The organism is Sutcliffiella horikoshii (genome assembly GCF_044809035.1).
GTDB lineage: Bacteria > Bacillota > Bacilli > Bacillales > Bacillaceae_I > Sutcliffiella_A > Sutcliffiella_A horikoshii_G.
Genome location: NZ_CP085237.1, coordinates 522,772 through 546,865 on the forward strand (window position 1 = coordinate 522,772; position 24,094 = coordinate 546,865).

30 protein-coding genes and 2 pseudogenes are annotated in these 24,094 nt (G+C 40.4%); 17 read left to right on the plus strand and 15 right to left on the minus strand.

The features are described 5' to 3' along the window. Positions 1-86: 86 nt before the first annotated feature. Positions 87-254 (minus strand): annotated as a pseudogene (locus LG307_RS02875) (YetF domain-containing protein); the annotation flags it as partial. A gap of 374 nt (positions 255-628) precedes the next feature. Here LG307_RS02875 and LG307_RS02880 point away from each other — a divergent pair. Further along, entirely contained in the window at positions 629-1,120 is a 492-nt protein-coding gene (locus tag LG307_RS02880) for a hypothetical protein (protein WP_404447854.1), read from the plus strand. Between the two features lie 58 nt (positions 1,121-1,178). Here the strand turns inward: LG307_RS02880 and LG307_RS02885 are convergent, their stop codons facing one another. Then, the gene (locus tag LG307_RS02885; protein WP_404447857.1) at positions 1,179-2,408 is read right to left on the minus strand and encodes an MFS transporter; all 1,230 of its coding nucleotides are present in this window, start codon (positions 2,406-2,408) and stop codon (positions 1,179-1,181) included. A gap of 122 nt (positions 2,409-2,530) precedes the next feature. On the opposite strand from LG307_RS02885, the gene LG307_RS02890 reads away from it, so the two are divergent. Beyond that, positions 2,531-4,261 (plus strand): ABC transporter substrate-binding protein, encoded by a 1,731-nt coding sequence (locus LG307_RS02890; protein ID WP_404450361.1) that lies wholly within the window; start codon positions 2,531-2,533, stop codon positions 4,259-4,261. Between the two features lie 76 nt (positions 4,262-4,337). Here the strand turns inward: LG307_RS02890 and LG307_RS02895 are convergent, their stop codons facing one another. From LG307_RS02895 to LG307_RS02915, 5 genes are all read right to left on the minus strand, one after another. Next, on the minus strand, positions 4,338-5,213 hold the full coding sequence (locus LG307_RS02895) for a GNAT family N-acetyltransferase (RefSeq protein ID WP_404447860.1): 876 nt from the start codon (positions 5,211-5,213) through the stop codon (positions 4,338-4,340). 75 nt (positions 5,214-5,288) lie between these two features. After that, positions 5,289-5,813, minus strand: a complete 525-nt coding sequence (locus LG307_RS02900; RefSeq protein ID WP_404447863.1) for a GNAT family N-acetyltransferase — start codon at positions 5,811-5,813, stop codon at positions 5,289-5,291. A gap of 18 nt (positions 5,814-5,831) precedes the next feature. After that, complete coding sequence (gene fosM, locus LG307_RS02905) at positions 5,832-6,254, minus strand: FosM family fosfomycin resistance protein (RefSeq protein ID WP_404447866.1); 423 nt, start codon at positions 6,252-6,254, stop codon at positions 5,832-5,834. 10 nt (positions 6,255-6,264) lie between these two features. After that, complete coding sequence (locus LG307_RS02910; protein WP_404447869.1) at positions 6,265-6,735, minus strand: hypothetical protein; 471 nt, start codon at positions 6,733-6,735, stop codon at positions 6,265-6,267. A 97-nt stretch (positions 6,736-6,832) separates the two neighbouring features. Further along, positions 6,833-7,015, minus strand: coding sequence for a hypothetical protein (locus LG307_RS02915; RefSeq protein WP_404447872.1), 183 nt, complete (start codon positions 7,013-7,015; stop codon positions 6,833-6,835). Positions 7,016-7,164: 149 nt separating this feature from the next. Between LG307_RS02915 and LG307_RS02920 the strand changes: the two genes are divergently transcribed. Together LG307_RS02920 and LG307_RS02925 are read left to right on the plus strand one after the other, a co-directional pair. Continuing rightward, positions 7,165-8,280: an Imm64 family immunity protein gene (locus LG307_RS02920; protein WP_404447875.1), complete on the plus strand. Its 1,116-nt coding sequence runs from the start codon at positions 7,165-7,167 to the stop codon at positions 8,278-8,280. A gap of 83 nt (positions 8,281-8,363) precedes the next feature. Beyond that, positions 8,364-9,083: a methyltransferase domain-containing protein gene (locus LG307_RS02925; protein ID WP_404447877.1), complete on the plus strand. Its 720-nt coding sequence runs from the start codon at positions 8,364-8,366 to the stop codon at positions 9,081-9,083. Between the two features lie 53 nt (positions 9,084-9,136). Here LG307_RS02925 and LG307_RS02930 read toward each other — a convergent pair whose 3' ends face one another. From LG307_RS02930 to LG307_RS02940, 3 genes are all read right to left on the minus strand, one after another. Further along, positions 9,137-9,922, minus strand: coding sequence for a cytochrome P450 (locus LG307_RS02930; RefSeq protein ID WP_404447879.1), 786 nt, complete (start codon positions 9,920-9,922; stop codon positions 9,137-9,139). Positions 9,923-9,987: 65 nt separating this feature from the next. Continuing rightward, positions 9,988-10,401, minus strand: coding sequence for a hypothetical protein (locus LG307_RS02935; protein ID WP_404447882.1), 414 nt, complete (start codon positions 10,399-10,401; stop codon positions 9,988-9,990). An 88-nt stretch (positions 10,402-10,489) separates the two neighbouring features. Then, positions 10,490-11,044, minus strand: coding sequence for a DUF3231 family protein (locus tag LG307_RS02940; RefSeq protein WP_404447885.1), 555 nt, complete (start codon positions 11,042-11,044; stop codon positions 10,490-10,492). A 199-nt stretch (positions 11,045-11,243) separates the two neighbouring features. Between LG307_RS02940 and LG307_RS02945 the strand changes: the two genes are divergently transcribed. Together LG307_RS02945 and LG307_RS02950 are read left to right on the plus strand one after the other, a co-directional pair. Next, the gene (locus LG307_RS02945; RefSeq protein WP_404447888.1) at positions 11,244-12,032 is read left to right on the plus strand and encodes a hypothetical protein; all 789 of its coding nucleotides are present in this window, start codon (positions 11,244-11,246) and stop codon (positions 12,030-12,032) included. 3 nt (positions 12,033-12,035) lie between these two features. Beyond that, entirely contained in the window at positions 12,036-12,494 is a 459-nt protein-coding gene (locus LG307_RS02950) for a hypothetical protein (RefSeq protein ID WP_404447891.1), read from the plus strand. A 141-nt stretch (positions 12,495-12,635) separates the two neighbouring features. Here the strand turns inward: LG307_RS02950 and LG307_RS02955 are convergent, their stop codons facing one another. Both LG307_RS02955 and LG307_RS02960 read right to left on the minus strand, forming a co-directional pair. Beyond that, positions 12,636-13,196 carry an AAA family ATPase gene (locus LG307_RS02955; protein WP_404447894.1) on the minus strand — a complete coding sequence of 187 codons (561 nt, stop codon included), beginning with the start codon at positions 13,194-13,196 and terminating at the stop codon, positions 12,636-12,638. A 33-nt stretch (positions 13,197-13,229) separates the two neighbouring features. After that, positions 13,230-14,039: an alpha/beta fold hydrolase gene (locus LG307_RS02960; protein WP_404447897.1), complete on the minus strand. Its 810-nt coding sequence runs from the start codon at positions 14,037-14,039 to the stop codon at positions 13,230-13,232. 668 nt (positions 14,040-14,707) lie between these two features. Between LG307_RS02960 and LG307_RS02965 the strand changes: the two genes are divergently transcribed. From LG307_RS02965 to LG307_RS02985, 5 genes are all read left to right on the plus strand, one after another. Then, complete coding sequence (locus tag LG307_RS02965; RefSeq protein WP_404447900.1) at positions 14,708-15,139, plus strand: hypothetical protein; 432 nt, start codon at positions 14,708-14,710, stop codon at positions 15,137-15,139. 68 nt (positions 15,140-15,207) lie between these two features. After that, positions 15,208-15,768 (plus strand): class I SAM-dependent methyltransferase, encoded by a 561-nt coding sequence (locus LG307_RS02970; protein WP_404447902.1) that lies wholly within the window; start codon positions 15,208-15,210, stop codon positions 15,766-15,768. Positions 15,769-15,780: 12 nt separating this feature from the next. Then, positions 15,781-16,569 (plus strand): class I SAM-dependent methyltransferase, encoded by a 789-nt coding sequence (locus tag LG307_RS02975; protein ID WP_404447905.1) that lies wholly within the window; start codon positions 15,781-15,783, stop codon positions 16,567-16,569. A gap of 46 nt (positions 16,570-16,615) precedes the next feature. Next, positions 16,616-17,065 (plus strand): cupin domain-containing protein, encoded by a 450-nt coding sequence (locus LG307_RS02980; RefSeq protein WP_404447908.1) that lies wholly within the window; start codon positions 16,616-16,618, stop codon positions 17,063-17,065. A 68-nt stretch (positions 17,066-17,133) separates the two neighbouring features. Then, complete coding sequence (locus LG307_RS02985; protein WP_404447911.1) at positions 17,134-17,706, plus strand: histidine phosphatase family protein; 573 nt, start codon at positions 17,134-17,136, stop codon at positions 17,704-17,706. A gap of 76 nt (positions 17,707-17,782) precedes the next feature. Here the strand turns inward: LG307_RS02985 and LG307_RS02990 are convergent, their stop codons facing one another. After that, on the minus strand, positions 17,783-18,709 hold the full coding sequence (locus LG307_RS02990) for a sigma-70 family RNA polymerase sigma factor (protein WP_404447913.1): 927 nt from the start codon (positions 18,707-18,709) through the stop codon (positions 17,783-17,785). 103 nt (positions 18,710-18,812) lie between these two features. Between LG307_RS02990 and LG307_RS02995 the strand changes: the two genes are divergently transcribed. From LG307_RS02995 to LG307_RS03010, 4 genes are all read left to right on the plus strand, one after another. Next, positions 18,813-19,244 (plus strand): YybH family protein, encoded by a 432-nt coding sequence (locus LG307_RS02995; RefSeq protein WP_404447916.1) that lies wholly within the window; start codon positions 18,813-18,815, stop codon positions 19,242-19,244. Positions 19,245-19,560: 316 nt separating this feature from the next. Beyond that, positions 19,561-20,082, plus strand: coding sequence for a hypothetical protein (locus tag LG307_RS03000; RefSeq protein WP_404447918.1), 522 nt, complete (start codon positions 19,561-19,563; stop codon positions 20,080-20,082). Positions 20,083-20,180: 98 nt separating this feature from the next. Beyond that, positions 20,181-20,459: a spore coat protein gene (locus LG307_RS03005; RefSeq protein WP_404450362.1), complete on the plus strand. Its 279-nt coding sequence runs from the start codon at positions 20,181-20,183 to the stop codon at positions 20,457-20,459. A 613-nt stretch (positions 20,460-21,072) separates the two neighbouring features. After that, on the plus strand, positions 21,073-21,429 hold the full coding sequence (locus LG307_RS03010; protein WP_404447921.1) for a YciI family protein: 357 nt from the start codon (positions 21,073-21,075) through the stop codon (positions 21,427-21,429). A gap of 86 nt (positions 21,430-21,515) precedes the next feature. On the opposite strand, the gene LG307_RS03015 is transcribed toward LG307_RS03010, so the two are convergent. Next, positions 21,516-22,349 carry an undecaprenyl-diphosphate phosphatase gene (locus LG307_RS03015; RefSeq protein WP_404447928.1) on the minus strand — a complete coding sequence of 278 codons (834 nt, stop codon included), beginning with the start codon at positions 22,347-22,349 and terminating at the stop codon, positions 21,516-21,518. Between the two features lie 134 nt (positions 22,350-22,483). Between LG307_RS03015 and LG307_RS03020 the strand changes: the two genes are divergently transcribed. Both LG307_RS03020 and LG307_RS03025 read left to right on the plus strand, forming a co-directional pair. Continuing rightward, the gene (locus tag LG307_RS03020; RefSeq protein WP_404447931.1) at positions 22,484-22,906 is read left to right on the plus strand and encodes a hypothetical protein; all 423 of its coding nucleotides are present in this window, start codon (positions 22,484-22,486) and stop codon (positions 22,904-22,906) included. 21 nt (positions 22,907-22,927) lie between these two features. After that, positions 22,928-23,713 (plus strand): annotated as a pseudogene (locus LG307_RS03025) (MBL fold metallo-hydrolase). A gap of 146 nt (positions 23,714-23,859) precedes the next feature. Here LG307_RS03025 and LG307_RS03030 read toward each other — a convergent pair. Further along, a complete protein-coding gene (locus LG307_RS03030) occupies positions 23,860-24,093 on the minus strand; it encodes a hypothetical protein (RefSeq protein WP_404447934.1) in 234 nt (77 codons plus the stop codon). Position 24,094 lies beyond the last annotated feature (1 nt).

Genomic DNA, 24,094 nt, shown 5'->3' on the forward strand with positions numbered 1-24,094 from the left:
AAGTCCCGAGTGTGGCTTGGCGATTAATGGGGGAGGCTACCTGTCCTTCGATTTCCAAGGGTATTTAATTCACAATATCCTTTTTCTTAATCAATATAGATGTTACCTAATTGATCGATTTGGGCAAAGAATACGTCTTCCACATTAGAAATATTGTGGGTTTCCAAGGTTTGTATTACCCAATGAATGTCTTTACCAAGTAACTTCAAACTTTTTTGCAGTACTTTTCCATCAATGATGATTGCCTGAGCTAATCCTCTACTTTTGTTCTCACAATCATTTCATAAATTGTCATAGGTGCACCTACTTTAGGTGTGGAAAATCATACATAATGGAGGACTCTTTTTCCATTCAGGGTTGTGGGACAGGTTCCCAAGCCGAGTGGTGCGTTAAGTGATGATAAAGTTGCTCCTGCCCTCAAAGACATAATTGGCCGAGGTTCAAATTCCGCTTTAATTTTTCATCTTGCTAGAAAGAAAATTAAAGCCAAGTCCCTGAGTGGGGCTTGGCTATTAGTGGTGGACCTGTATGCCTGTCCCCTCGCCCCACTGAAACTTTTCTTCCGCAAATTCGTAAGTAAAAGAGAGGAGGCGATTAATATGAAGATATGGTGCTTGGTGAAAGCCTCATGAAAAACTATTGGCTGAAACAATCCTTGGTAATTCTTTTACTCGTTTTATTTGCGTTCATAGCAAATTTCAATTTGGTTAATCCTTATCTGACTATGGAAAGTACACTATTAAAACAATTGGCAATCCTGGTGTCCATTTCACTGATCTTGTTTGCATGTAATCAGTTGCTCTATAACTATGCAAAGTATAAAAAGCAATTCATTCAACATCCATTAGGGAATAAAATGTCCATTATCCTCTTGGTTTGGCTCATGATTTCCTTTGTGCTGTTTATCGTGTTATTTTTTATAACGCCATTAGAAGACTTACTCAATCAGCATGCTTGGTTGATGTTTATGGTTATCTATTACTTTTTGTTTTTCATAAATCTATTCATTTTGTCTATCGTACATAAGGTGATGGACTCATCCGTAAAAGTAGAAAAGAAGCTCGTTATCACATGGATCGGGTCTTCCTTATTAATTGCTATCATCTTATTAATGGGCTGAAGGGACAGACAATTTTTGACCCGTGGTGGGCCGGGGGGCCTTTACCCTTGGACCACTCTTACTCCACCCTCGAAAAATCACTCCGCCTAACCACAATATATAATACAGCCGTAATACAAGTAGAAATTATAAACAGTGGGGGAATAGGCAAAAATTCAGCCCATATTCCTGCTATAAAGAGACCCAGCGGCAAGGCGAGTTTCATTAACATGGAGGATGTGCCGGCAACCCGCCCTAGTAGATGGTTTGGTGTGAACTCTTGACGAATTGTAAAATACACCACATTGGACATGATGACTGCAAAGCTTCGGATTAGTAAAGACAATCCTATCAGCCACCAAGTATTGGCGAAAATAAGAACAGCAAGTCCGATAATTTCAATAAACAAGCACCAAGCATAGATTTTCCCTCGTCCCATTGTTTTTCTAAGTTTTGTAATGACAAGGGAACCGATTAATCCTCCCACTGCCCCAAAGCTAAACATGAATCCTATCTCTTTTTCGGATGCTTCAAGGACATCTGCAGCATAAAAGATAAGCACTCCAATGACGAGGCTGGCTGAAAGGTTAGAGAACACAGTCACTATGGTTGGTGTGAGCAGTGTTTTATTCCCGAACAATTCGTGAATCCCTTCCTTCATATCCTCCCAAACGGACGCTTGTTGCTTTTTCTCTCTTTCAACTTGCGGTACCTGTACGAAAAGTAAGAAGGCTAGCATGACTACAAGGCAGATCAGGTATAAAGAAAAGCTGAAACCAAACGAATAAAGGGCAATGATGATACCAGCGAATCCTGGTCCAACCATGGAGACAAATGTGTCAACGAAGGTTAATTTTGCATTTGCTGCCGTCAATTGCTGTTTGGAAACCAGCTGGGGTATGGCCGAATGCTGAGAGTTTCCAAAGGTGTAGCCTGAAGTGGATAAAATAAACCCAAATATGTAGAGATGCCAAACTGCGATTTCATTAGAGAAAATAAGCAAAACGATTCCCGTCAATGCCGCAATTTGTATGATGACGGCGTATTTCATGATACTTTTTCGGTTAAATCGATCTACCATCACTCCTGCTAACATTCCTATGAAAATATTAGGGAAGAAATCAACCGCCCGCATCATACTCATGGCAAGCGCAGATTTTGATAGTTCATAGATTAAAAGTGGCAAAGCTATTGCGTAAATCTGAAACCCAAAGTTTGAAATTACTTTTCCAACCCACAAGAACATAAAGTTTTTATTTTTCCATAAGCTAGGTTCTTGGAAAACTGACTCTAACTTTCTTTCCCCCATGACAATCCCATCCTTCCGTATTTCAACAACTTTAAGTTTATCTGGAAAAAAGGTGAAGAAAAAGTGTAGTATTTAGGTAACAGATAGAGCACCTTTTATGAGGAGAGTGACTGCACGTGAAAATGTTAGAGCATTATTTAAGGCTATTGGATGAACTTAGAATAGTGGATACCCCAATTCCTACAACGATAGAAGAGTTATCGACGACACTTTTTTGTTCCAAACGATATACCAAACAGATTCTAAAGGAACTAAAAGAACAAGGTTGGATTGCCTGGGAGGTGAAGCCCGGCCGGGGTAACCGCTCCATCCTAAAGCTCTTGTTAAGTTTGGAAGATATGGAGTTGATGAAGGCGCAAGAGCTTTTTAAACAAGAGAAGTACAAGCAATCCCTGGAACCTCTCAAAAATGTTTCGAACGAGAAAAGGGAGGAGTTTCTTCATTGGATGGAGGGGCAGCTTGGCTATGTGAATGATAGTAAAGAAGATAAAGATATTCTCCGCTATCCTTTCTATGAAGCTGTGAAAAACTTAGATCCAAACGGTTTGGTATCACGGCATGATGTCCATATCGCCGAACAGATTTATGATACACTCGTTGCCTATAAACCTATGGAAAATGTGTTTGAAGCTAGGCTAGCTTTTTCATGGGAGGTAGATGAATCAGGGCTTAAATGGAGTTTTTATTTGAGAAAAGGGGTGTATTTTCATCAAGGCAGAAAGTTTGATGCAGACGATGTTATTTACACGTTTGAACGATTGCTACATATGGATTCAGAGGAGACGGAATGGATAAGAGCACTGGTGACAAGAGTGGAAAAGGTAAGCCCGTATACAGTACGGTTTCATCTGAAATCCGAAAATTACTTGTTCCTTAACTATTTAAGTGGCATTCGAGCAGCCATCCTTCCAAAAGACGAAAAGGTGGATTTGAGAACGATGCCTGTCGGGACTGGGCCGTTTAAGCTGGTACGAAACGATGAGTCCATGATGGTACTTGATGTTAATGAGAAATATTTTCTGGGCCGCCCTTTTTTAGATAGAATCGAAATTATTCACGTTCCCGACATTTCCCCAAAACAGACCCAGCTATCTTTTTGGTTGAGTAAAAGGGATGTTAAACCTGAAACGAGCATTCGCAAGTTAGAAAAAGGTGCAACTTATCTTTCTTTTAATCTAAGGAAGAAGGGACCTCTTCAAGACGAAAAGGGTAGAGATGCCATCATGGCTGTGTTAGATCCAAACCTGCTAATCGAAAAGATTGGTTCGGAAAATCATGCCGCCGCTACAAGCTTTCTCCCAGAAAAAAGTAGTGTATCTGTTTGTGGAACAAGTGTAAAAGCTCAATTGCCTTTTGCGGAACCCTTGGTTGTTTGCGGTACGCAGATCAGAAAAGGTGCCAATGTGGAAAGGGAGCTTATATGGGTAAAGGATATGCTTGAGGAAGCAGGCTATAAGGTCAAGGCGGAAATTGTTCCTATTGAGAAGCTTGCAAGCGATGAGTATTTAGAAGGGGTGGATATGGTGATTGGAGGAATTGCCTTAAGTGAGGATGAAGTGCTGTCTTATGTCAGGTTTTTTCAAATGTCCCAGGCCTTTATTTACAATCTGGCAGATGATGATTTGCGGAAGGTTATAAATAAGACGTTAAGAATGGTCGAGAAAACACCTGCAAGAAGCGAGCAACTTCAACTTTTGCTAGACTTAGAGGAAAAAATTATCCAAAGTAAGCTCATCCATCTTTTCTATCACCGTGCTCAACAAGTGAACATCTACAACTCATCGATCCAAGGTGTTTCCCTTAAGAATACAGGGAGGGTAATGTATAAGGATTTGTGGGTGAAGAGGGGTTAAGGAGAGTCAAAGGGACAGGTTAAATGACCCTGCGTCCCTTTAAAGTGGGTCAGCGTGCCTCTCCCCACGACGCCCCTCACCCAAACACCTGCGCTGCAATTCCATAATAAGTGCGGCTGCGGACAGGCATGCCAGAAGAAGGATGGATCATGATGGGAGGTTGGCTGACTTTGTGAAATCCGCACTGCTCCAAAGAAGTCATAAACATCCCATGACCTGAAGGTACATCGATTCGGAGCGCTCCATCATGGCCGTATGCCAATTTTTCTAGTAAGCTTACAGCTATTTGATTATCTGGCGCAACAATTGGCCCTAATATTAAATGGATTGGACCGGCGATTGCCATTCCAAAGGCAAGGACTCGTTTATTGCTATCCTTAACTACCAAGCACGTTTTGGCTTGCTGGATACGGGCCCGAAGAAACTTGCTCCGCTTATCTCCAAAGGCCTCTTTATCTAAGTTTAGGAGAGCAGGTAGGTCACTAGATTGATACTCTTCAATCGTGTAGGCAGTTTGGTGAAGGTCCGTTGTAATAGGAACAAACTTTTCACATAAAAACTTATGTACGCAATCGACCTCTTTAAATCCCATTTTTTCATAAAGGGGCTTTCCGTCAGGGGTTGCAATCAGCATAATTGTTGCATTCATACTGCGAACTTCATCCATACATCTCTGTGTAGCCTTTTTTCCTAAACCCATCCCTCTGAAATCCCCATGCACAATGACCATTCCGATGGAAGCCAACCTATCATCATAAGGAATGATCGCGGCGCTAGAAACAATGACGCCTTCTGAGTTTTTATGACCAAAAATTTTGCCAGATGCCAGGACCGTTGAAATCTCTTCATACTCATAATCCCATCCAACCGAAGCTGATAGTCCAATGAGACCAGGGATGTCATTACACGTAAATTCTACGAGTTTTAGTGACTCTTTCGTATGTATAGTCATGATTTGCCTCCTATTTCAATAGTGAGTTATAGGGACAGGCACTATGACCCGTAGTGGGTCGGCGTGCCTGTCCCCTCAAAGCAAGTGCTTCACATCCTCCCAACCATATACAACCTCCGTAAGTTTCTTCCCAGCAATCTGAACTTCAAGATCTTCTATTTTCTTACCACCCAGTGCTTCATAAAACAAACGCGAGGCATTATCTTCTAAAACAAGAACAAGCATGGTGTTTAAACCCATTCCTATGATTTCGTCTATGATTGGTTGAATAAGTGCTTTTCCGATCCCTTGTCCCTGATACTCTTTTAAAATATAGATGGCGTATAATTCCCCATCAAAGCCATCATAGTTACCACTTCGTTCTTTGCCGCCGGAAGAAAAACCAACTATTTCGCCTTGATTATTTTCGGCTACATATACACCGCCATTTGGAATGCTGGTTATCCAAATTTGTTCACGACTTTCATAAGTTAAATTGTTCAAGTATTCGTCTGGAACAATATTGGCATAGGTAGTTTTCCAACTTTCGACGTGTACTTTAGCTATCCCTTTTGTATCGGATAAATTTGCTTTTCTGATTATAATAGACTCTTTAACCATTTGCAATCCTCCATTATTCTAGTTAAAAAACTCCATATGTGTTTTTTCATTTGCATAGTAATACAATCTATCTTGTAGTGTACCTGTATGAAATTCAAATTTATGACCATCTGGGTCCGTAAAATAAATGGATTTTTTATCTCGTTCATCTCTTGGACGACCTGATAGGATGTTCACATTTAATTTCTTTAGCTTCTCATGGACTTCATCAAACTCTTTTTCTTCAATGGAAAAAGCAATGTGTGAGTAGGACTGGTGTATTTCATTGCGGGGTATATCTTTCTCCACGTTAAGGGCAAGCCACATTCCATTTAAATCAAAGTATGCGGTGTTTTGTCCTTTTACTAACAATTTAGCATCAAATACTTCATTATAAAATTTAATGGAAACTTCCAAATCAGAAACGGAAAATAAAAAATGATTAAGTCCTTTTATCGACATGGTGTCACCTCTATAAAATAGTATCCTTAACATAAGGAATGTGTTGTGCGAACTTTTCCAAATCTATCTGGAAATAGTCCTCGAGATCTTTTCTAAGTGCAGACTCTAACTCCATAAGCTTTGAAACGGCATAAGATTGATCAAAGACATTATAAATATCGACTTCTGCCCAAATGGTTGTAATCCTTGCCTTATCTGCAAAAGGGAGCATGGAAAGAATCGCACCGTCCTCGTAATCGTCATATTCAATCGAATAGTAATGGAACGATGGAATGTGGGAATTAGTCACCTTTTGTTTCCATTTTAAAAGTGTTTTGTAGAATTCTAGAATAGCGATTTCCGCCTCGAAATAGGTCTCATCCTTAATTTTCACTATAAGAGTTGCATCAATAGAAAGGATGGTAGGAACATCTCTATAGTGTTTATTGAAAATCGCGTTGGGCTCATTTATGAATTGATAGGTAAACTGAAGGTTGTTCATTTTGCCTCCTTTAACTCTACACTTCTCACCTAAAACAAGGTTGATTAAACTAAAAAACCTCTCATCCTTCTGACGGAGTGTAGGTTTCAGAAGCCTATCACCCCTTCTTAAAGATTGTAGTATTCTCTATCCGGATGGAGTCAACTTCCCCACAGCTTAAACAAAAGGTATAGATTTTGTTGGAGCCGGTCAGAGCGAGTTTACTCGTTTTAATAGGCATAAAATCTGTTCCCTCGGCAAATTCCATGCCTCCACATTTTAAGCATGCTTGTTCATTCATTTTTTGTATCCCCTCTCTCAACCTACTTGCATGATTTTACGTTATATAGGTATACGTGCGTTAAGAGATTTTGTTTCAATATTAAGATGTAATTATGCTCTAGCATGTTTGGTAACATTAATTGAAGAAGGAAAAGAGGAAAAGTGAACTTGAAAATCTTTAACGATGTAGATATAAACCAACCATTGACACCCTACTTTCAAGTTGGGGTTGCTCAAAGGATTCGCTTTGCGATGACAACCTTGCAGGAAAAGCCAGGATTGCTGAAGAAAATTTTTAAAAACATGAAATTTGATAGGGAGGCAAAGGTCGATTGTACTTTTTTATCTGCATATGAAACGGATGCATATAAAAGGAGTATAAAGCTAGGTTTAGGGAGAAGGTTCAACATCATGAACTGGAGGGAGAGCAGCATATGGAATGAGGATTTAGAATGCACCTGTTTCTATACCACCATTACGAATGTATCAACCGACAGTCTCTATTCATACATTCTTGCGTTTTCCAGAGGGTATCAACGAGAACTGAACATCTGTTTTTACAACAATGACTATCTTCTATATGCAAATGGAGATGTGCTGGATATTGTCTCAAGTGAAAACAACATAGCTGGTCTCAAGCATACTTTTAACAAAGAATATGATAGATACCATGAAGAGGCGGGCATAGAAGGTGGTGGGGGATATATAAATATCGCCATCGTCTATTCCAAAAATAAAGATATTAAAGAAAATCTCCTTGCATTTCTCGACTTTTTCTACACAAAGGAGAACAAAGGGTTGATGGTTACATATAGCACAGACATGGATGGAGAAGAGTGGGTGGAAGAGAGTGTACTTGAAAACAGTAGGGTTCTAGACCTGCTGTCGAACTATTACCTTACTATTGAAATGTCAGGGAAGGATTTAGGCATTGAAGGGGAGGAGCTAACCATTACCATAACGGAAGAAATTGATTTTTATGGATTTCTTGTAAATATGAGATGGGAGGATGTCTGCCAATCTGATGTAAACGAGGTACAGGAAACGTTTATTGAGATTTTAAAGCATTTCTACTCCGTAAGTAACTATGATTACGCACTGATTGGACATGAACTAGATATAGAAATTGCGCCGAAGAGATTTAATACGATTGTTGAAGAGGCAGACTACTTCCCTGTAGCGATAGTGGGGGAAGACTCGAAGCTTCACATCTATAAAGGTTCTTGCAAAATGGATGGGTTCACTAAACAGGATCGAAGCTATGAAGTAGTGGATGTGAAGTAATTGTATTCTTCTTTAAAATTTCCGCCTTTGATACTGAATAATTGTCATTGTACTGTTTTAATTACCTTGAAAGGAGCAATAAAATGACCAATCCCACAGAAGAAACCTACAACAAACTAGCTCAAACTTATCAAAACGATACGGATGAAGGAAGTCCTTATAACGCCTATTACGAACGTCCGGCGATGATGGCTGCATTGCCGCAAAACCTATCAGATAAAAAAGTGTTGGACGCCGGCTGTTCCGCTGGCTGTTCCGCTGGCTGGTATGCTTCTCAATTGGTGCAGCGTGGTGCAGTGGTAACGGGGATAGACCTCAGTCCGGGTATGATAAAAGCCGCAAAGGAACGGGTAGGGTCGGCGGCAACCTTTCTTTGCCACAATCTCAAAAATCCACTACCGTTTGAGGATAATTCTTTTGATGTGATTGTCAGTTCGCTCACGCTTCATTATCTAAAGGATTGGATCGCCACCTTCCGCGAATTCGAACGGGTGTTAAAACCGGGAGGAACATTTTTGTTTTCGGTTCATCATCCATTCATGGACTATACGAGATTCCATTGTGAAGATTACTTTAAAACCCAACTACTAACAGAAACGTGGCATAAGCCGACCATCACCATTGAAGTGAGCTTTTACAGGAGGCCGATGGAGGAAATCGTCAATGAAACTACTCGATTTTTCGTGCTAGAAAACCTGATTGAACCTAAACCGCACGAGATGATGCGAGATGTAAAAGAGGAAGCTTACTACTATCTCATGACAAATCCACATTTTCTCATGGTGAAAGCTAGGTCTAAATAAAAATGCCCAAAGATTATGGTCTTTGGGCATTTTTTATTAGTAATCTTCTGTTACTAGGTCGGCGTGCCTGTCCCTTTAACCCGCATTACCATTTTGCTCTCTGGCAAGCATGGGATTTGGGACATACTAAAGTTCAAATCTTGTTCTGGTAAGTCATATTCTAAATCATTCACAAGGAAGTCCAGGCTTAAATTCATGACATCAACAGTCAGCCACTCTCCGGCACAGCGATGACCGATATCGTATTCTCCGCCACCTTGTGGGATAAAATCAAAAGGACTTTTGTCCCAGGTTTTAAAGCGGTCGGGCTCAAAGCGGTCTGGATTCTCCCAATCTTCCGGATGATGGTTTGTTCCGTATAAGTCCAAGAGGGTAAGGGTGTCTTTTTCAAACTTATAGCTATTCCAAGTAAAGTTTTCTTTTACTCTTGCGGCGGTGAAGGGGAAGAATGGATAGAAGCGGCGAACTTCTTGCACAAATCGTTGAAGACTTGCGCTTTCTCCTTTTTGCAATTTTGCAGCTTCCTCTGGATACTGATGGACAGCAAGAGCGGAAAAGCAAACATAAACAGAAATAGCCACAATCGGACGCAAGAGATTCAGTAATTCCACTGCAACGATTTCTTTATTAAGAAGTTCGCCGTTGAGGTCGCGATGCATGGAGAATTGATAGAGGGCTTTGTCTTTTGGCGGCTCTATTTTTTTCTCCCGTACTTCGTCTACCAGGTCCTCCAACCAGCTCTCTACACTGGAGCGGGATCTGCGTCCTTTCCAATGCTTTAACCCGATTGCAGCAGCGGATTCATACATATCTCCCAGTTGTACGGAGAACTTCTCCACTTTATCTTCCGGGAGAGGGACGCCCGTCCACTCACATGCAACCTGTGTGAGAATTTTCTTTGCTTCTATGTATAAACAATTTCGTCCTCGCGCTCCCATTTTAGGGCGGCATTTTCCCATGCTTTTCTTGTAAGTACGGTAATCTCCTTTAAACTCTCTTTCGTCATAAGGGACATAAACATTGCTTTTCGGTGGTGGTGCGCTTCACCGTCCATCGCCTGTACGCCACCTTCACCGAAGAGCGTCTTTTGCAAACGTTTAGGAGCTGCACCTTTTCGTTTAAACTTTTCATTATCATAGAAAATTTCTGCAGCTTCTTTACCAGTCAGGCAAATTGCTTTTTCTGCTAGAAGAGTTGTTTCAAAGATATTAGAGTGGAACATATGACGGCGGTTCATAATGAACTGGTATCCTTCTGATAATAATTTCAGGCTGTGATCCAGTCCTTCTTCCTTAGGCATGGAATGATTACTTTTCAAACAAATCCCTCCTTAATGTATATATACTTTGTATATTTACTTCTTTCTTCCAACCTAAACGTAAGACATGGAGGGGGATTAAAAGGAGTCAACTAGGTGGATGTGGAGCACCAGGTGGACTGTATTTCGGAGGAACCCTTAACCATCCCCTGGACTTCATTAAATTCTTCAGTGGTGCGGCAAACTTCATTAGATGAACCTGTATGGAAAAGAACAAAAGCCCAACATCGGTTCGAACCGTTTTGGACATTGCTTGGGCACAAAAGGTAATGGAAGTGGCAACTTTAGCTGCAATAAGATTTGCAATCTCATCCTCGGTCAGTTTTACCCCCTCGGGAACAGCGCTCGGATCGGATACAGGCTTATTGGGATTAACAAGGGGTAATGGGACGCCTTCTTTAACGAGGAAATCTTCTATCCGTTTTGTATCAGACAGGCTGCTGTCCAATGCATCCTCCAACATGGCTTTCAAGTCCCTATCAATGGTGCTGTTGAGTGCAACCTGATAAAGAGTATGCGCTTCCTTAAAAGCTGTAAAAGCTGTCCAAAGATCCATTACTTCGCCAACATGTAACGGAAGTTTAGGCTCTTCATCTGTGAAATTTTTTAAGATGGCTGCTATGGTTTCTATTGCACTAGTCATGATGAACCCTCCAAAATCTGATTTTGTATATTTTTACCGTAAGACTAGTAAATATTCCTCTCTACTCTTCATTTAACATTCTCAGATGTATCGCTTCAACTCCAACATTCTCCTAGAGGTTGGTTCTTCATCGGTGCTACATAAAAGAAGAAGATTGAGGGAACATACGGATAATAGGCTTTTCTTAAAGGAGAACATCATGGAGAATTTTAGTAATGACAACACAGCAAGAAGGTATAGAGCGCATGTCAGTATACTGGGTACGACTCAACTTCATCTTAGAAACCCTTATATCATGGCTTGGTGGAGTGCTGCTTTTCCTGGTTTTGGCCATCTGCTTTTATCTAAATATCTTCGGGGATTTGTGCTGTTTATCTGGGAAGTTTTAATTAATATTAAATCACATGTTAATTTAGCCATGATTTATTCTTTTCAAGGAGACATCGATAAAGCTAAAGACATTCTAGATACCCAATGGTTATTAATTTATATTCCAGTCTATATATTTGCAATCTGGGATAGCTATCGTACAACGGTTGATATGAATAAAGTCTGTGTGTTGGCAGAACGGGAAGAGCATAGGTTCAATTCCTTTAGTATAGGTGCACTGGAAATCAATTATTTAGATAAACGAAATCCAGTTATGGCAGTCCTTTGGTCCCTTTTTATACCAGGATTAGGTCAACTTTACTTACATAGAATTGTAACAGCATTTTTCGTTATCGTTTGGGTGATCGTCTTTTTTTATTACTCTCACGGCCTGGAAGCTATATCTCTATTATTTTTAGGGGAAATCGAAAAGGCTACGTCGGTCATTGATCCAGAATGGCTCCTTTTCTTCCCATCTATTTATGGTTTTGCCATTTTTGATTCATATATTAACACGGTTGAAAATAATAAATTATATGATAAAGAACAGCGTGGCTTTTTTATTGATAAGTACCAATCCTCATCCTTTCGAGTATTAAAAGGGCAAAAGGTGGACTAGACCATGCAATTATTTTCTACATTTAAACATTCCATTCATATTGAATTGGCTATTTCCACTCTTGAGAAGAAGGGTATTGAAAGGGAAAAGATATTTATCCTTCCTCTTGATAATAGAAAAGAGGAACAAAAACTATTTGATACCATTCATCATTCCGATGGAACTTCTCTTATTGATATCGGAGCAGCACTTGGGACCGCTTTTGCAGTAATTGGTGCCAGTATAGGTTTTAAATTGGCATGGGGGCCAATATATTGGGGTTTAATAGGTGCATCTGGCGGGTTTGTTTTAGGTTTTGCCATACGTCTCTTTACGGAAAAGATCTTAAAAAAGAAACAACGGTTGTTAAAAGGCGTCCATTCGGAATTGATTATGATTGTTGATTGTGAAGACGCGCAGGGAGAACTTGTTGAAAACATTTTGTTTGACCACTTTGCATTTGGTGTGGCGAAAATAAAGTGAATGAACATTCTGCTTCAATTCCATAAGGTGATTGGAAAATAAAGAAAAAGGTAAAAGAGAGAGAGGAGAGGTGGGGAAAGTGCTCTTTAAATCCCTCCCTCTTGCACCTAGAGTAAAGAATTGAGGGGAACGCCCATCTCTTTAAAAACCAAACTGATCCTTAATCACTTGAGCCACTTCCGCCGCACTCATGTCTGTATTGTTAATTTTGATGTAGTTTGGAAATGTTATCTCCCCATGCACCGAGTTCAAACGATGTTTATCCAATGTCTGCAGTAAGTCATTTTCCGACCACTCCAAGTCTCGCTTTTTCGGCTTGTGTTCCAGGCGGTTTGGCGTTTTATTTCGCTCAAGTCGTTCGTCTAGATCTGCCTCTAATTCCACGTAGTAAACAGTCGCCCCTCTGGATTCAAACAGTTGAGTGAGGTTCCTCACATACTCCCAATCTGACTCCATATCCAACATCCACACATACGTGAAGATCATGCCGTACAGGTCACTTTTAGAAACCTCTTCAAATATCTCCTGGCGGAACAAATTCACTAGCCGCTTAGCTTCCTTCGTACTGTAATCAAAAAAATGCCCAACTAAATCAATCGTCATATGGTTATGAAAAAGCTTCAGCTCTGTTATTTTCGCTAACTCTTGTCCAACCGTCATCTTCCCAACTGCTTGGGGGCCGAATATGTGTACGAATTTCATGGGATGGATCACTCCTTACTTTATAGAGATATATTAATCTTCCAATCGCTCCAACCATTCGCTTACTAATGCGTTGAAAAGTTGTGGTTGTTCAATTTGTAAATTATGACCTGCTTTATCCAAAGTCGCGAAAGTTCCACGCAGATATTTATCCTGCAATGCCAGAGCATCCATATATCCAACCACTGCGTCCTGTTTCCCCATGAGGAACAGGCTGGGTTTAGAAAAAACAGATTGATCCACCTCAAAGGAAAATCCATAGTTTTTCTGGACCTTTTCTAGAAAAGGAATATCTGCAATTTGAACACCACTAACAATTTCTTGGTTGTATCTGATCCAAGTAGACTCGTTTAGAACTACATTTTTCGTTTTAAAGTCCTCTAACTCCGTTTGTGTTAATGTTTCTAGGAACTTTTCGTCCGTTTTTACTATTTGGTGTTGCCCGACAGTTCGATCTTTTGCAAAAGGCTTAATGACTGGGCAGATGAACGCCGCACCTAGAATGTGCTGCTCTTGCTTATGAATGATGCCCCTTGCTATGTAACCACCATAAGACTCGCCAAGGACAACATACTGTTGATCGGGAATAATTGTTTGAATAAACTCCACTACCGTATTCAACATTTCGTCTGAGCTAGTAATCTCGTCATAATTTCTCGATTGACCCATCCCTGGAAGGTCCAAATAAATACGACGCCATCCAGTTCTATTTTCAAAAAACGGCTCCATGCACCCGCTCATCAAACGGTGGTCAGGTGAAAAACCGTGAATCATGATGATAGGCGTGCCTTCTCCTATATCCTTATAAAAAATCTCTGCTTGCTGAACCTTACAATATGCCATATTAGATCCTGCTTTCTTTAATAATTTCTAGTTTGAAAACCTGGTTGGAACACTGTTGTTTTAGGTCATTCCATAGTAAAGAATTTGAATTATTTTAACATAATGTACCATATAATTGTTTGTAAAAATCAAATATTTGCGACAAATTATAATTTCAGTTATGGAATTATATGTTAAAATGAATGTGGGATTCAAGGAGTTTCGTAGAAGTGGGGGAGTCATAATGATTTATGAAAGTGTTGGTGTCGCAGTTTATGCATTGTTGGTTTGGTGGGCCATACTTCTCGCATTTAAAAGGTTTCCTAGTAGTTACCCACACAATAATACCTGGAAAAAAGACATTTCCGTTACGTTTGTTCAAAGTATAGTAATGTTAACAGCTTTTCAAATTATCGTGTAATTCCAATAAAGGATGAGCATGTAACTTAAGCTAAGTAAGAAGGTGTATGGATGATATACAAAGTACTCTTATATATGGCAATTGCTATTTTCATAGTGAATTATTTAGTTGGGCCCACGTTCTTAAATATGGAAAGCAGTGATACGGGATTATTTGTTGGATTAATGTTGTTGTGTATAGTTGTTGGACATATTTTGAGACGAGAGAAAGTGTGAAGGTGGGAAAAAAGGGTCGAGGTTCTCTCATCCAAAAAGAAGGAGTGTGAATCATGCTCTATATCTACCTTACTTTAATGAGTTTAATTTATGGGGCTTATGTTTGGTTGTTTCATTATAGAATGAGTATGTCTGAGGTGTGGCTGTCAAAGAGTATCTTAACCCCAGAGGACAGTGCAATGATTAGCCAATTAGGAAAATGGTCAGAAATGCTGGATATATTATTTCTACTAATATTCATTGGAATGGGGTTATTTTGTTTTTACAAGAGGCGATCAGATAATAAAATAGTTAGGAAATTTATTGCAGTGAATGTCATTTTAACGTTAGGGGTAGTGGTGTTCAGTATTATTTATAACCAAATTACTTCGCTTCCATTTATGAATTTAGTGCTGCCTTTAATTAATTTGGTCGGGATTGTTATTTTGCTCACCATATTTTTGATTATCGAGATAAAATATAGAAATATAGTAAGTCGAGCATAAGGTGGCAGGACGGTGATTGTAAAATGGGTCGCCGTGCCTGTCCCCTCGACTCTCAAGAGGTGAAATCATTGAAAACTACAAATAAAGAATTAAAAGTGGTAATCGGAGCAGGGGAATATAACAATAATCCAGGCTGGGTTCATACACAAGAAGACGAACTGAATTTAATAGACGTGAGCACTTGGAGGGACAAGTTTGATAGAGCTTCTATAAGAGCTATTTTAGCAGAACATGTTTGGGAGCATTTAACCTATGAAGAAGGCATAAATGCCGCGAAGCTTTGTTATCAGTATTTAGAACCTTCAGGGTATATCCGCTGCGCTGTCCCAGATGGGTACTTTCCGGATGAAGAATACCAAAACATTGTGAAAGTAGGGGGACCTGGATCATTAAATCATCCCGCTGTAAGTCATAAAATAGTTCACACTTATGAAACATTAAGAGAAATGTTTGAGGCTGCGGGATTTGAAGTGAATCTACTAGAATATTGCGATGAGGATGGTAACTTTCATGCTCATGATTGGGATGGCAAGGATGGAGTTATTTTTCGTTCAAAAAAATTTGATCCTAGGAATCAAGGAGATAAGCTAGCGTTCCCTTCTTTAATAGTGGATGCGATAAAGCGTTAAGGAGAAGTGAAAATGGAAAATATAAAAGAGCAATATAAAAATTCATCCAATCTACATACTCGAATCAATATTCATGAGTTATATAGTACAAATAAGGAGGATTGGCATCTCTGGCTTTTTGATCAGTACGATATCTCTCCGAATAGTAGGATACTAGAGATTGGTTGTGGGGACGGGACTTTTTGGTATAAAAATAGAGACAGGATTCCTGCTGATTGGGACATAACTTTGTCTGATTTATCGTTGGGGATGATGGAGGCGGCAAAAAGTAGATTAGAAGGCATTTCTAATATAACTTTTCGTCCGTTAAATATGGAAGAAATTATATATGAGGATAATAGTTTTGATGTGATCATTGCAAACCACATGTTATACCACGTTCCCGATAGAACGCGTGCCATAAGTGAAGTTCGGCGTGTGTTGAAAACAGGTGGCGTATTTTATTGTTCAACCATAGGAAAGAATCACATGAGGGAGTTTGGAGAGCTCGTGGAGGCTTTTGATCCTGAAATTCAGTATGCTTCAGCTAACAACCATGCTGATGCATTTGGGATAGAAAATGGACAAGCGCAACTAGCCACTCATTTTAACTCGACAACTTATCATGATTTTCCAGGAGACTTGATTATTACTGATATAAATGCGATAGTGGATTATCTGATTTCAACGAATCCAGAGCTTTCTAGCATTATAGTAAAGGAAAAATTAGCGGAATTTCTTCACTATTTATCTTCTGTAAAAGGAGAAAATAATGGAGCGATTAGAATTACGAAGGCAACCGGTTTATTTGTGTCGGGGTAAAGAAAATAATTTATTGAATGGGTAACGTTTGTAAGGGTGTGGTAAATTGATGCTTTATAATCCCAAAAAAATTAGTCTAGAAGAGGCTCAAGCATCCGGAGTAGATGTGAACTTTGAGCTAATGGAAAATGGAGAAAAACGGTACAGATTAGTAAGCTCTGATGGCAGTGGATATTGCCGCACGGAGGGGTCAGGTGCGGGAGCTTGGCAAAATAGTCATTACCATAAATCCACATCTGAGTTTTATTTGGTTCAGTCCGGATGGATTGTATATGCGGAGTTGAATGAGAGTGGAGAAGGGGAATTTCGAATTCTTCGAGAAGGTGAAAGTGTGTTGGTAACCCCACTGGTCCATCACAACATCTATATGTCAGCAGATTCAGTCATTCACACCATCAAATATGGTGGTGGCGCGGAGGATACTGTCGATTGGTTTGCATCAGAAGAATTGGATACTTTTATTCAATTACATAAGGAAGATGGTAAATATTTTTGAATGAATGGATGCGATTCTACCTGCAGGATTGCGTCCATTTTAATATTTGTTGATAGGGGGTGAATCATATGAGTACAGTCGTTTATATGGTCAGGCATGGTGACTCGCCAAAGGACGGAAACGAAAGAAGCAGAGGATTAACGCAAAGAGGATATTTGGACGCAGAACGAATATCAGGCTTGTTAATAGAAGAAAAAATTGATGTAGTTGTTTCAAGCCCTTATTTACGTTCGGTGTTAACGGTCCAACAGCTGGCTGGACAAATAGGACAAGAAGTAAGGGTGTTCGAGGATTTAAAAGAGAGAGTTTTCTCTTTTGGAGAGAGTCGGGTGTCTGATGAAGAATTGCTGCCACTGTTAGAGAAGTCGTTCTCGGATCCAGATTTGTCTTTAGATGGAGCGGAATCAAATGCGGAATGCCAAAGAAGAGCTGTCCGTGTCCTAAATGAAATTTTAGATACATATAGAGGTAGAAAAGTAGTGATAGGTACTCACGGTGCGGTGATGACCTTGATGATGAGCTATTTTGATAGCCGGTTTGACTTGGATTTTTTGCATAGCACATCGAAACCGGATATCTATAAGATGGAGTTTGACGAAAAGAAGTTAGTAAATGTTCGAAGATTATGGGGAGGGAATTAAAGCGTGAGAGGGAGTCTGGAAAATGAGTCGGCGTGCCTATCCCCTCGACTCTCCCCTCAACGCACCCTCTCAAAATTCACTTCCAGTTCACTGGTGGCTTAACCATTTGCGCTTTCATTCCAAGCTCTTCTGCAGCTGCTAATATAAACTCTTTTCGGAAAAAATAGCTTTGGTGGCTTACTATTTTGCCATTTTCTATTTCTTGGATTTGTATGTCATGGATTTCGCCATTGGCTAACACGATGATGACGGGTTTATTCCAAAGAATGAATTCTTGAGCTGTATGGCCGGGTAATCCGAATTTTAGGGAGCCTTTCAGCATTTCGGATTTAGAAAATTCCTGGAACCCGAAGAACGCTTCGTTTTGTGCTTGATCACTAAACAGTCTCAGCATGCTATCTAAATCTCCATTATTAAAAGCTTGTAAGTATGCTTGAATAGTTGGGTTTTGGACCTGTGTATCCCGTTGAGCCTTGGATTGTGTAAAGTCCAAAGATGCTATTTTCCTTCTCGCCCGTTGCACAGCTGAATAGACACCGCCTGGCGTACTATGGACAATCCCGGCTATTTCTTCTGCACTAAATTGAAAAATGTCCAATAAAAGGAATGCAGCTGTTTGTTTTGGGGTCAAATTTGATTCCAACGATATTAGAATTTCTTCTAGTCTTAGGTGATCGGAGAAATCAAGAGTAGCTTCAGGTGTTTCATCTAACATACCTATTTCACGGTTTTGCTTCCTGCACTGATCAAGCCACGTATTTGTTGCCACTCTAAAAAGATAGTATTTCTTGTCGGTAATATCACTCCATCGCTGGGGGAGTAATCCAAAAGCCTTTATCATCGTCTCTTGAAAAAGATCTTCTCCATCCCAAGGAGAACCTGTGACGTATTTACAATAATTCCATAAATCTGTTGAATAAACACAAACTAGTTCCTCAAATTCATTCTTTAATCTCCGCGCTTCCTCCACCAAATCCTTGCTAATGGTACTTGCCTGTTCCATATTTGTTCCCTCCTAAAGTGCTTATACTATAAAGACGTTTCCATATAAAATAATTATACGGATAACTTTAAATTTTTCATAAAATTTATAAGGAGCTGACGCTATGTTGGGTGTTAGTAATGTGGATGGCGTTCTGGAAAAGTACAAACAGGCCATTTATGAAAAAGATGTGGAGAGCTTTTTAGCTATCTATGATGCGGATGTACATATTTATGATTGCTGGGGGAAGTGGGAGAGTAAGGGTATTTCTTTATGGAGAGAAAATGTAGTGAATTGGTTTGGCGCTATGAGGGAAGAAGGCGAATTACTGAAAGTGGATGTTAGTGATGTAACCATTGAGGAAAATACGAATCTTGCATTTGTGCATTGTGCAATTACCTTCGCTGCGTATAATGAAAAATCGGAAGAGAAACTTCGTCAAATCACCAATCGTTTTACATTTGGTTTGAAAAAAATAAATGAATCTTGGCTCATCACCCACGAACATTCCTCCTTGCCAATAGATATGGAGACTGGAAAAGGGATGTTTGAATAAGTGGGAGAGGGAGGTAACTAGTAAAATTATTAGTGTGCCTGTACCTTTACTGAAAAATATTGCTCAGAGATTAAATCTCTGGGTATTTTTTTGTTTTTTTCAATATGGTGAGATAGCGATATTTAAACAATCGTTTGTTCAAAGGGTAATTCTGTATGGCTTCATTAAGGATGAAATGGGTTCGTGATTTTTCAACCATTTTCGCACGGTATATCAGGATAGGGAACAACGGAAAAGTATTCTTATCTCCAGAAAAAATATAAATGGTAAATAATACATTTATAGTGTAAAATTACACAAAAGGTGGGTGAAATATATGTCATTTACAATGTATGTTACGGCTCTTTTAATGGGTGTTTTAATGTTAGTTGTCAGCTATGCCTTTTTGAAAAACTGGGAGATATCAATGAACTACAAAATCCTTGTTTGTTTAGTTCTTCCACTACTTAATATAGCCTTTGGAGTAGCATTAAACTTACTCGATTCCTTTGTAGGTGATCCCGCAACTTTAGATCATCTCCTCGTAACAATCATTCATTTAGCTGTCTGGATAATCTGCATTGGAATCGCTTATAAAGCAGAAAGCAAGGGTGTGCTAAAGTTGTACGCTATTTTTTGGGCGTTAACTTCTGGAATCGCTGCCTCAACTGCTTACATTAACTCTGTAGAAAATACCGTTGATTTTGCTTGGGCCATTCCTTTTGCAATGTTACTTTTGCCACAATGGCATGGATTCACCTATTTAGTAGAAGATTATTTTGTTTTATCAATAATCTTAGTGTTCATATCCTTGATGATGTTCAGCATCGTGGTCTGGAGATGGAGGAATATATTATAAGTGGAGTGGGTCACCGTGCCTGTCCCCTCAACCCACTTCCCTAGGCATTCGCACATCTTTGTGGGTACAAGTTTATAGACTCATGTCCCTTGAATAGGATGGTAAGGAATAACTTGAGGGAGTGTAGTCTAGTGAACTTTAATTATAATGATCAACGAAGAATTGTTGGCCGCCCAGGCTTTGGTTTAGGTGGATTCGGTTCTGGCTTTGGTGTCCGTCCAGGTCTAGGGTTTGGCCGTCCAGGCTTTGGCTTTGGTGGTTTTGGTTTCGGTCTTCCGTTTGTAACTGGTTTGGCAGCTGGTGCGCTGTTAACGCCAAGACCATATCCGTACTATCCATACCCGCCTTATCCATATCCACCATATCCATATTATTAATCTATCAAAATGAAACATTCCACTCCCTAGCTGCGTAGTACATGTTAGGGAGTGTTTTTTTATGAATTTTTCTTTAAATAGTAACAGTGGGTCTGCGTGCCTGTCCCCTCGACTTAAACCGATAGTTATTGCCATTGCAGCTGTTTCTGGTGGAGGGAAAACCACCGTGGCTTGTGTTGAACATATTGTCGAACTGGTGAGGAAAGAAATACGAGATAGAGGTTTGTAAGTTATTAGATTTGGGGCTTTCGATTGTTTAGCTGTGAAAATGCTCTGTTTTTAATGAAAAAATGCCTGTTTTTGGGGCCAGAATTTAGGTTCAGACATTTTTCATATATCTTCGGTCAAAATGTGTTGATATAACGAGGTGTTCGGTCATTTGAAAATTTGGTTCGGTCAAAATTCGAAAATCTTTGGCCAACTTCGCCCGAACTTCGGTCAAGAATGCAAAATCTTTGGTCAACTTTTGGGAAACTTCGGTCAATTGCAATGCTGCCCGGCTCCAAACAGACAATTAGCTTATCTCGACGCTAAAAAAAAACTGATTGAATAATCCAACTTATTTCGAGATGATAAGTAAAAGTAGATTCATTACTAAAAAGGAGGAAACTACATGTTATTCATGCTAATCGTCAAAGCATCAACAAATTCGGAAACCGGTAACCGCCCGAATCCTGAGCTGAATGAAGCGATGGACAAGTACAACGAAGATTTAGTGGCGGCAGGTGTGCGGGTGATGGCAAAAGGACTACACCCAAGCTCAAACAGCATGCGTATTTCGTTCCCAGAGCCAGGTGGGGAGCCAGTGGTGACGGAGGGACCTTTCGCTGAACCGAACAATTTGGTTGCGGGATTTATTTTGATTGATGTGGAGTCGAAGGAAGAGGCTGTTGAGTGGGCGATGAGGATGCCGGACCCGCAAGGATATGGGGAAGGGCAGATCGAATTGCGTCAAGTGTTTGAGTTTTAAGTTAGGATAGGGTCGAGTCGCGGGAAGGGCACGGTGACTTGTGAGAAAATGGGTCGGCGTGCCTGTCGCCTCGACTCCCCTCGAACCTAGAAGTAAACGAGATAGATGACCAATGCCAGCACAATTCGATATATGGCGAATGGCATCAGCTTAATTTTATTGATTAATTGTAGAAAGAATTTAATTGATATTAGTGCGAAAATAAACGAGGTGATAAATCCGGCTGCGAAAAATGGTAGTGCTTCGATAGAGAAATACTGCCAATTTTTCAATAAGGACAATCCACTCGCTCCCACCATGATCGGCACTGCCATAATGAATGTGAAGTCTGCGGCAGCACGATGGCTCATTCCAAGCAGAACTCCCCCTGAGATGGTGGAACCTGATCTAGAAAATCCAGGCCATAAAGATAGGCACTGAATCAACCCGATGGAAAAGGCCTGTTTGTAGGTCATTTGGTCAATACTCTGCATTTTCGGTTCTTTTGGTCCGAATATGTCTGCGATGATCATCAATACAGCCCCGATGACCAGCCCGATCAGAACAGTCTCCAGTGAAAATAAGTGTTCATCAATATAATCCTCAAATAACACGCCCAAGACACCTGCGGGAATAAGACCGACAATAACGTGCGTAAGTTTAAGTTGCTTGGAATCTTTCGAAACAGATTCTCCACGGAGTTTTTTTAACCCAAGCAATTCAATAAACCGGTCCTTGAAAATCACAATTACCGCCAGGATGGAGCCCAGCTGTATGACGATTTTAAATGTGTTGGCTACATATTTACCAAGAAACTCTTCAGATTGAAGAAGCATATCGTCCACAATGATCATATGTCCTGTGGATGAAACAGGAGCAAACTCCGTCAAACCCTCGACAATTCCTAAAATGACTGCTTTTAATATGATGATAAAATCCATAATCTAGCTCCTTTTCATTTAAGCGATAACCTAATTACTATATTACAAATTAATAGTTTTGAAAATGCGAAAGATTACCAAAAGATTGATGAGTTGCCGTACATGGCCTTAAATTTTTTAGGGAGGTGATGAGGTTGCCAGAGCCGAGATTTAGAATGAAGAAAATTTGGACGGATACTGATTTTTTTGAAGTGAAACTATCCCTAACCGGAACTAACTGTACGGTTGATATGGATTTTTATCTAGATAATGCTCAATTAGAGGAACTGCAAAATGGAGTTTATATATTTGCCGATCAACTTGGAAAAAATGAATTCACGTGGGTAACAGGGGATAAAAGCGACAAAACAATGCCATTCTTATCTATGAGATTCTTCCTGCATGATAGAAGGGGAATGGTAGGTATTGAGTTTAACGTAGATAATAGATTAGAGGTTCCGGATGCTATGCGATCAACCTTCTATGTTTTGACTGAAATAAACCAGGTGGACGATTTCATAAGGCAGTTGAACAAGTTCATTATAGAGGAAATTTCTGTTTTAGAGAGTATAAGATAGAGGGAGGGCAGGGCGGTCACGGTGTCCGTCCCCACAACCCTGCCCCATAGGGGGGAACAGGTCACAGAGGATTTATATTATTACACCAATCAAGTGGTGAATATATGCCTTTATGGAAATTCAGAGAGCTGGGTACTGATTGATACAGGCATGCCAAAGTCTGCACGAGAGATTCTTTCTATGGTGGAGAACCATTTAGGTAAAGGTGCCCGCCCGAAAGCGATCATTTTGACACACGGTCATTTTGATCATGTCGGGGCATCGGTGGAGCTGGTGCGGCATTGGGAGGTTCCGGTGTATGCGCATGAGTTGGAGCTTCCTTATTTAACTGGAAAAAGCGATTATCCTGAACCGGACCCGAGTGTGGAAGGGGGGCTCGTTGCAAAAGTGTCCTCCTATTTTCCTAACGAATCAACGGATCTCAGCGGGCATGTCCATGCACTGCCTGCGGACGGGACTATACCGGGTATGGAAGCCTGGCGCTGGGTTCACACGCCGGGGCATATCTCTCTGTTTCGCGATTCAGACCGCACCCTCATCGCAGGGGATGCCTTTGTAACGGTAAGGCAGGACTCGGTCTATAAGGTGCTTGTGCAAAAGCAGGAAGTCTGCGGACCGCCTCGTTATTTTACAACGGATTGGCAAGAGGCATGGGAGTCGGTGAAAAAGATGGAAGCGTTAAAGCCGCAAGTTGCTGTCACGGGTCATGGGCCAGCCATGGAAGGGGAGGAACTTGCCTGAGGACTAGCAACACTGGTGCAAGAATTTAAAATGGTGGCTATTCCTGCGGACGGGAAGTATGTATGAGAGAACCAACAAGATAAATGGAGAAAAGGTAAACAAACAGCCATGCAGCAAGATTATATCTACATGGCTGTTTGTTCTAGTTGACTTGTTTGTAGTCTGTTCAAGGTGGGTCGCCGTGCCTGTCCCCTCGACTCTCCTTCGACTCCCTAAGCTTCTTTGCGTTTGATAAATTTTACGATAAGAGGAAGGGCGATAAGGAAGACCATGTATTTCATATATGGTTGGATTTTCACTTGGAATTCTTGCAGTGCTTGGAAGGACTCTGCGATAGAAACCCCCAGAAAGAGGTTTAGCAGGATAAACCCGCCTCCACCCAGGAAGGCAATGCCAATGGGAATGGCAAGGGCGGAGAGGGCGATTAGTGCGATCTTTTTAAACACG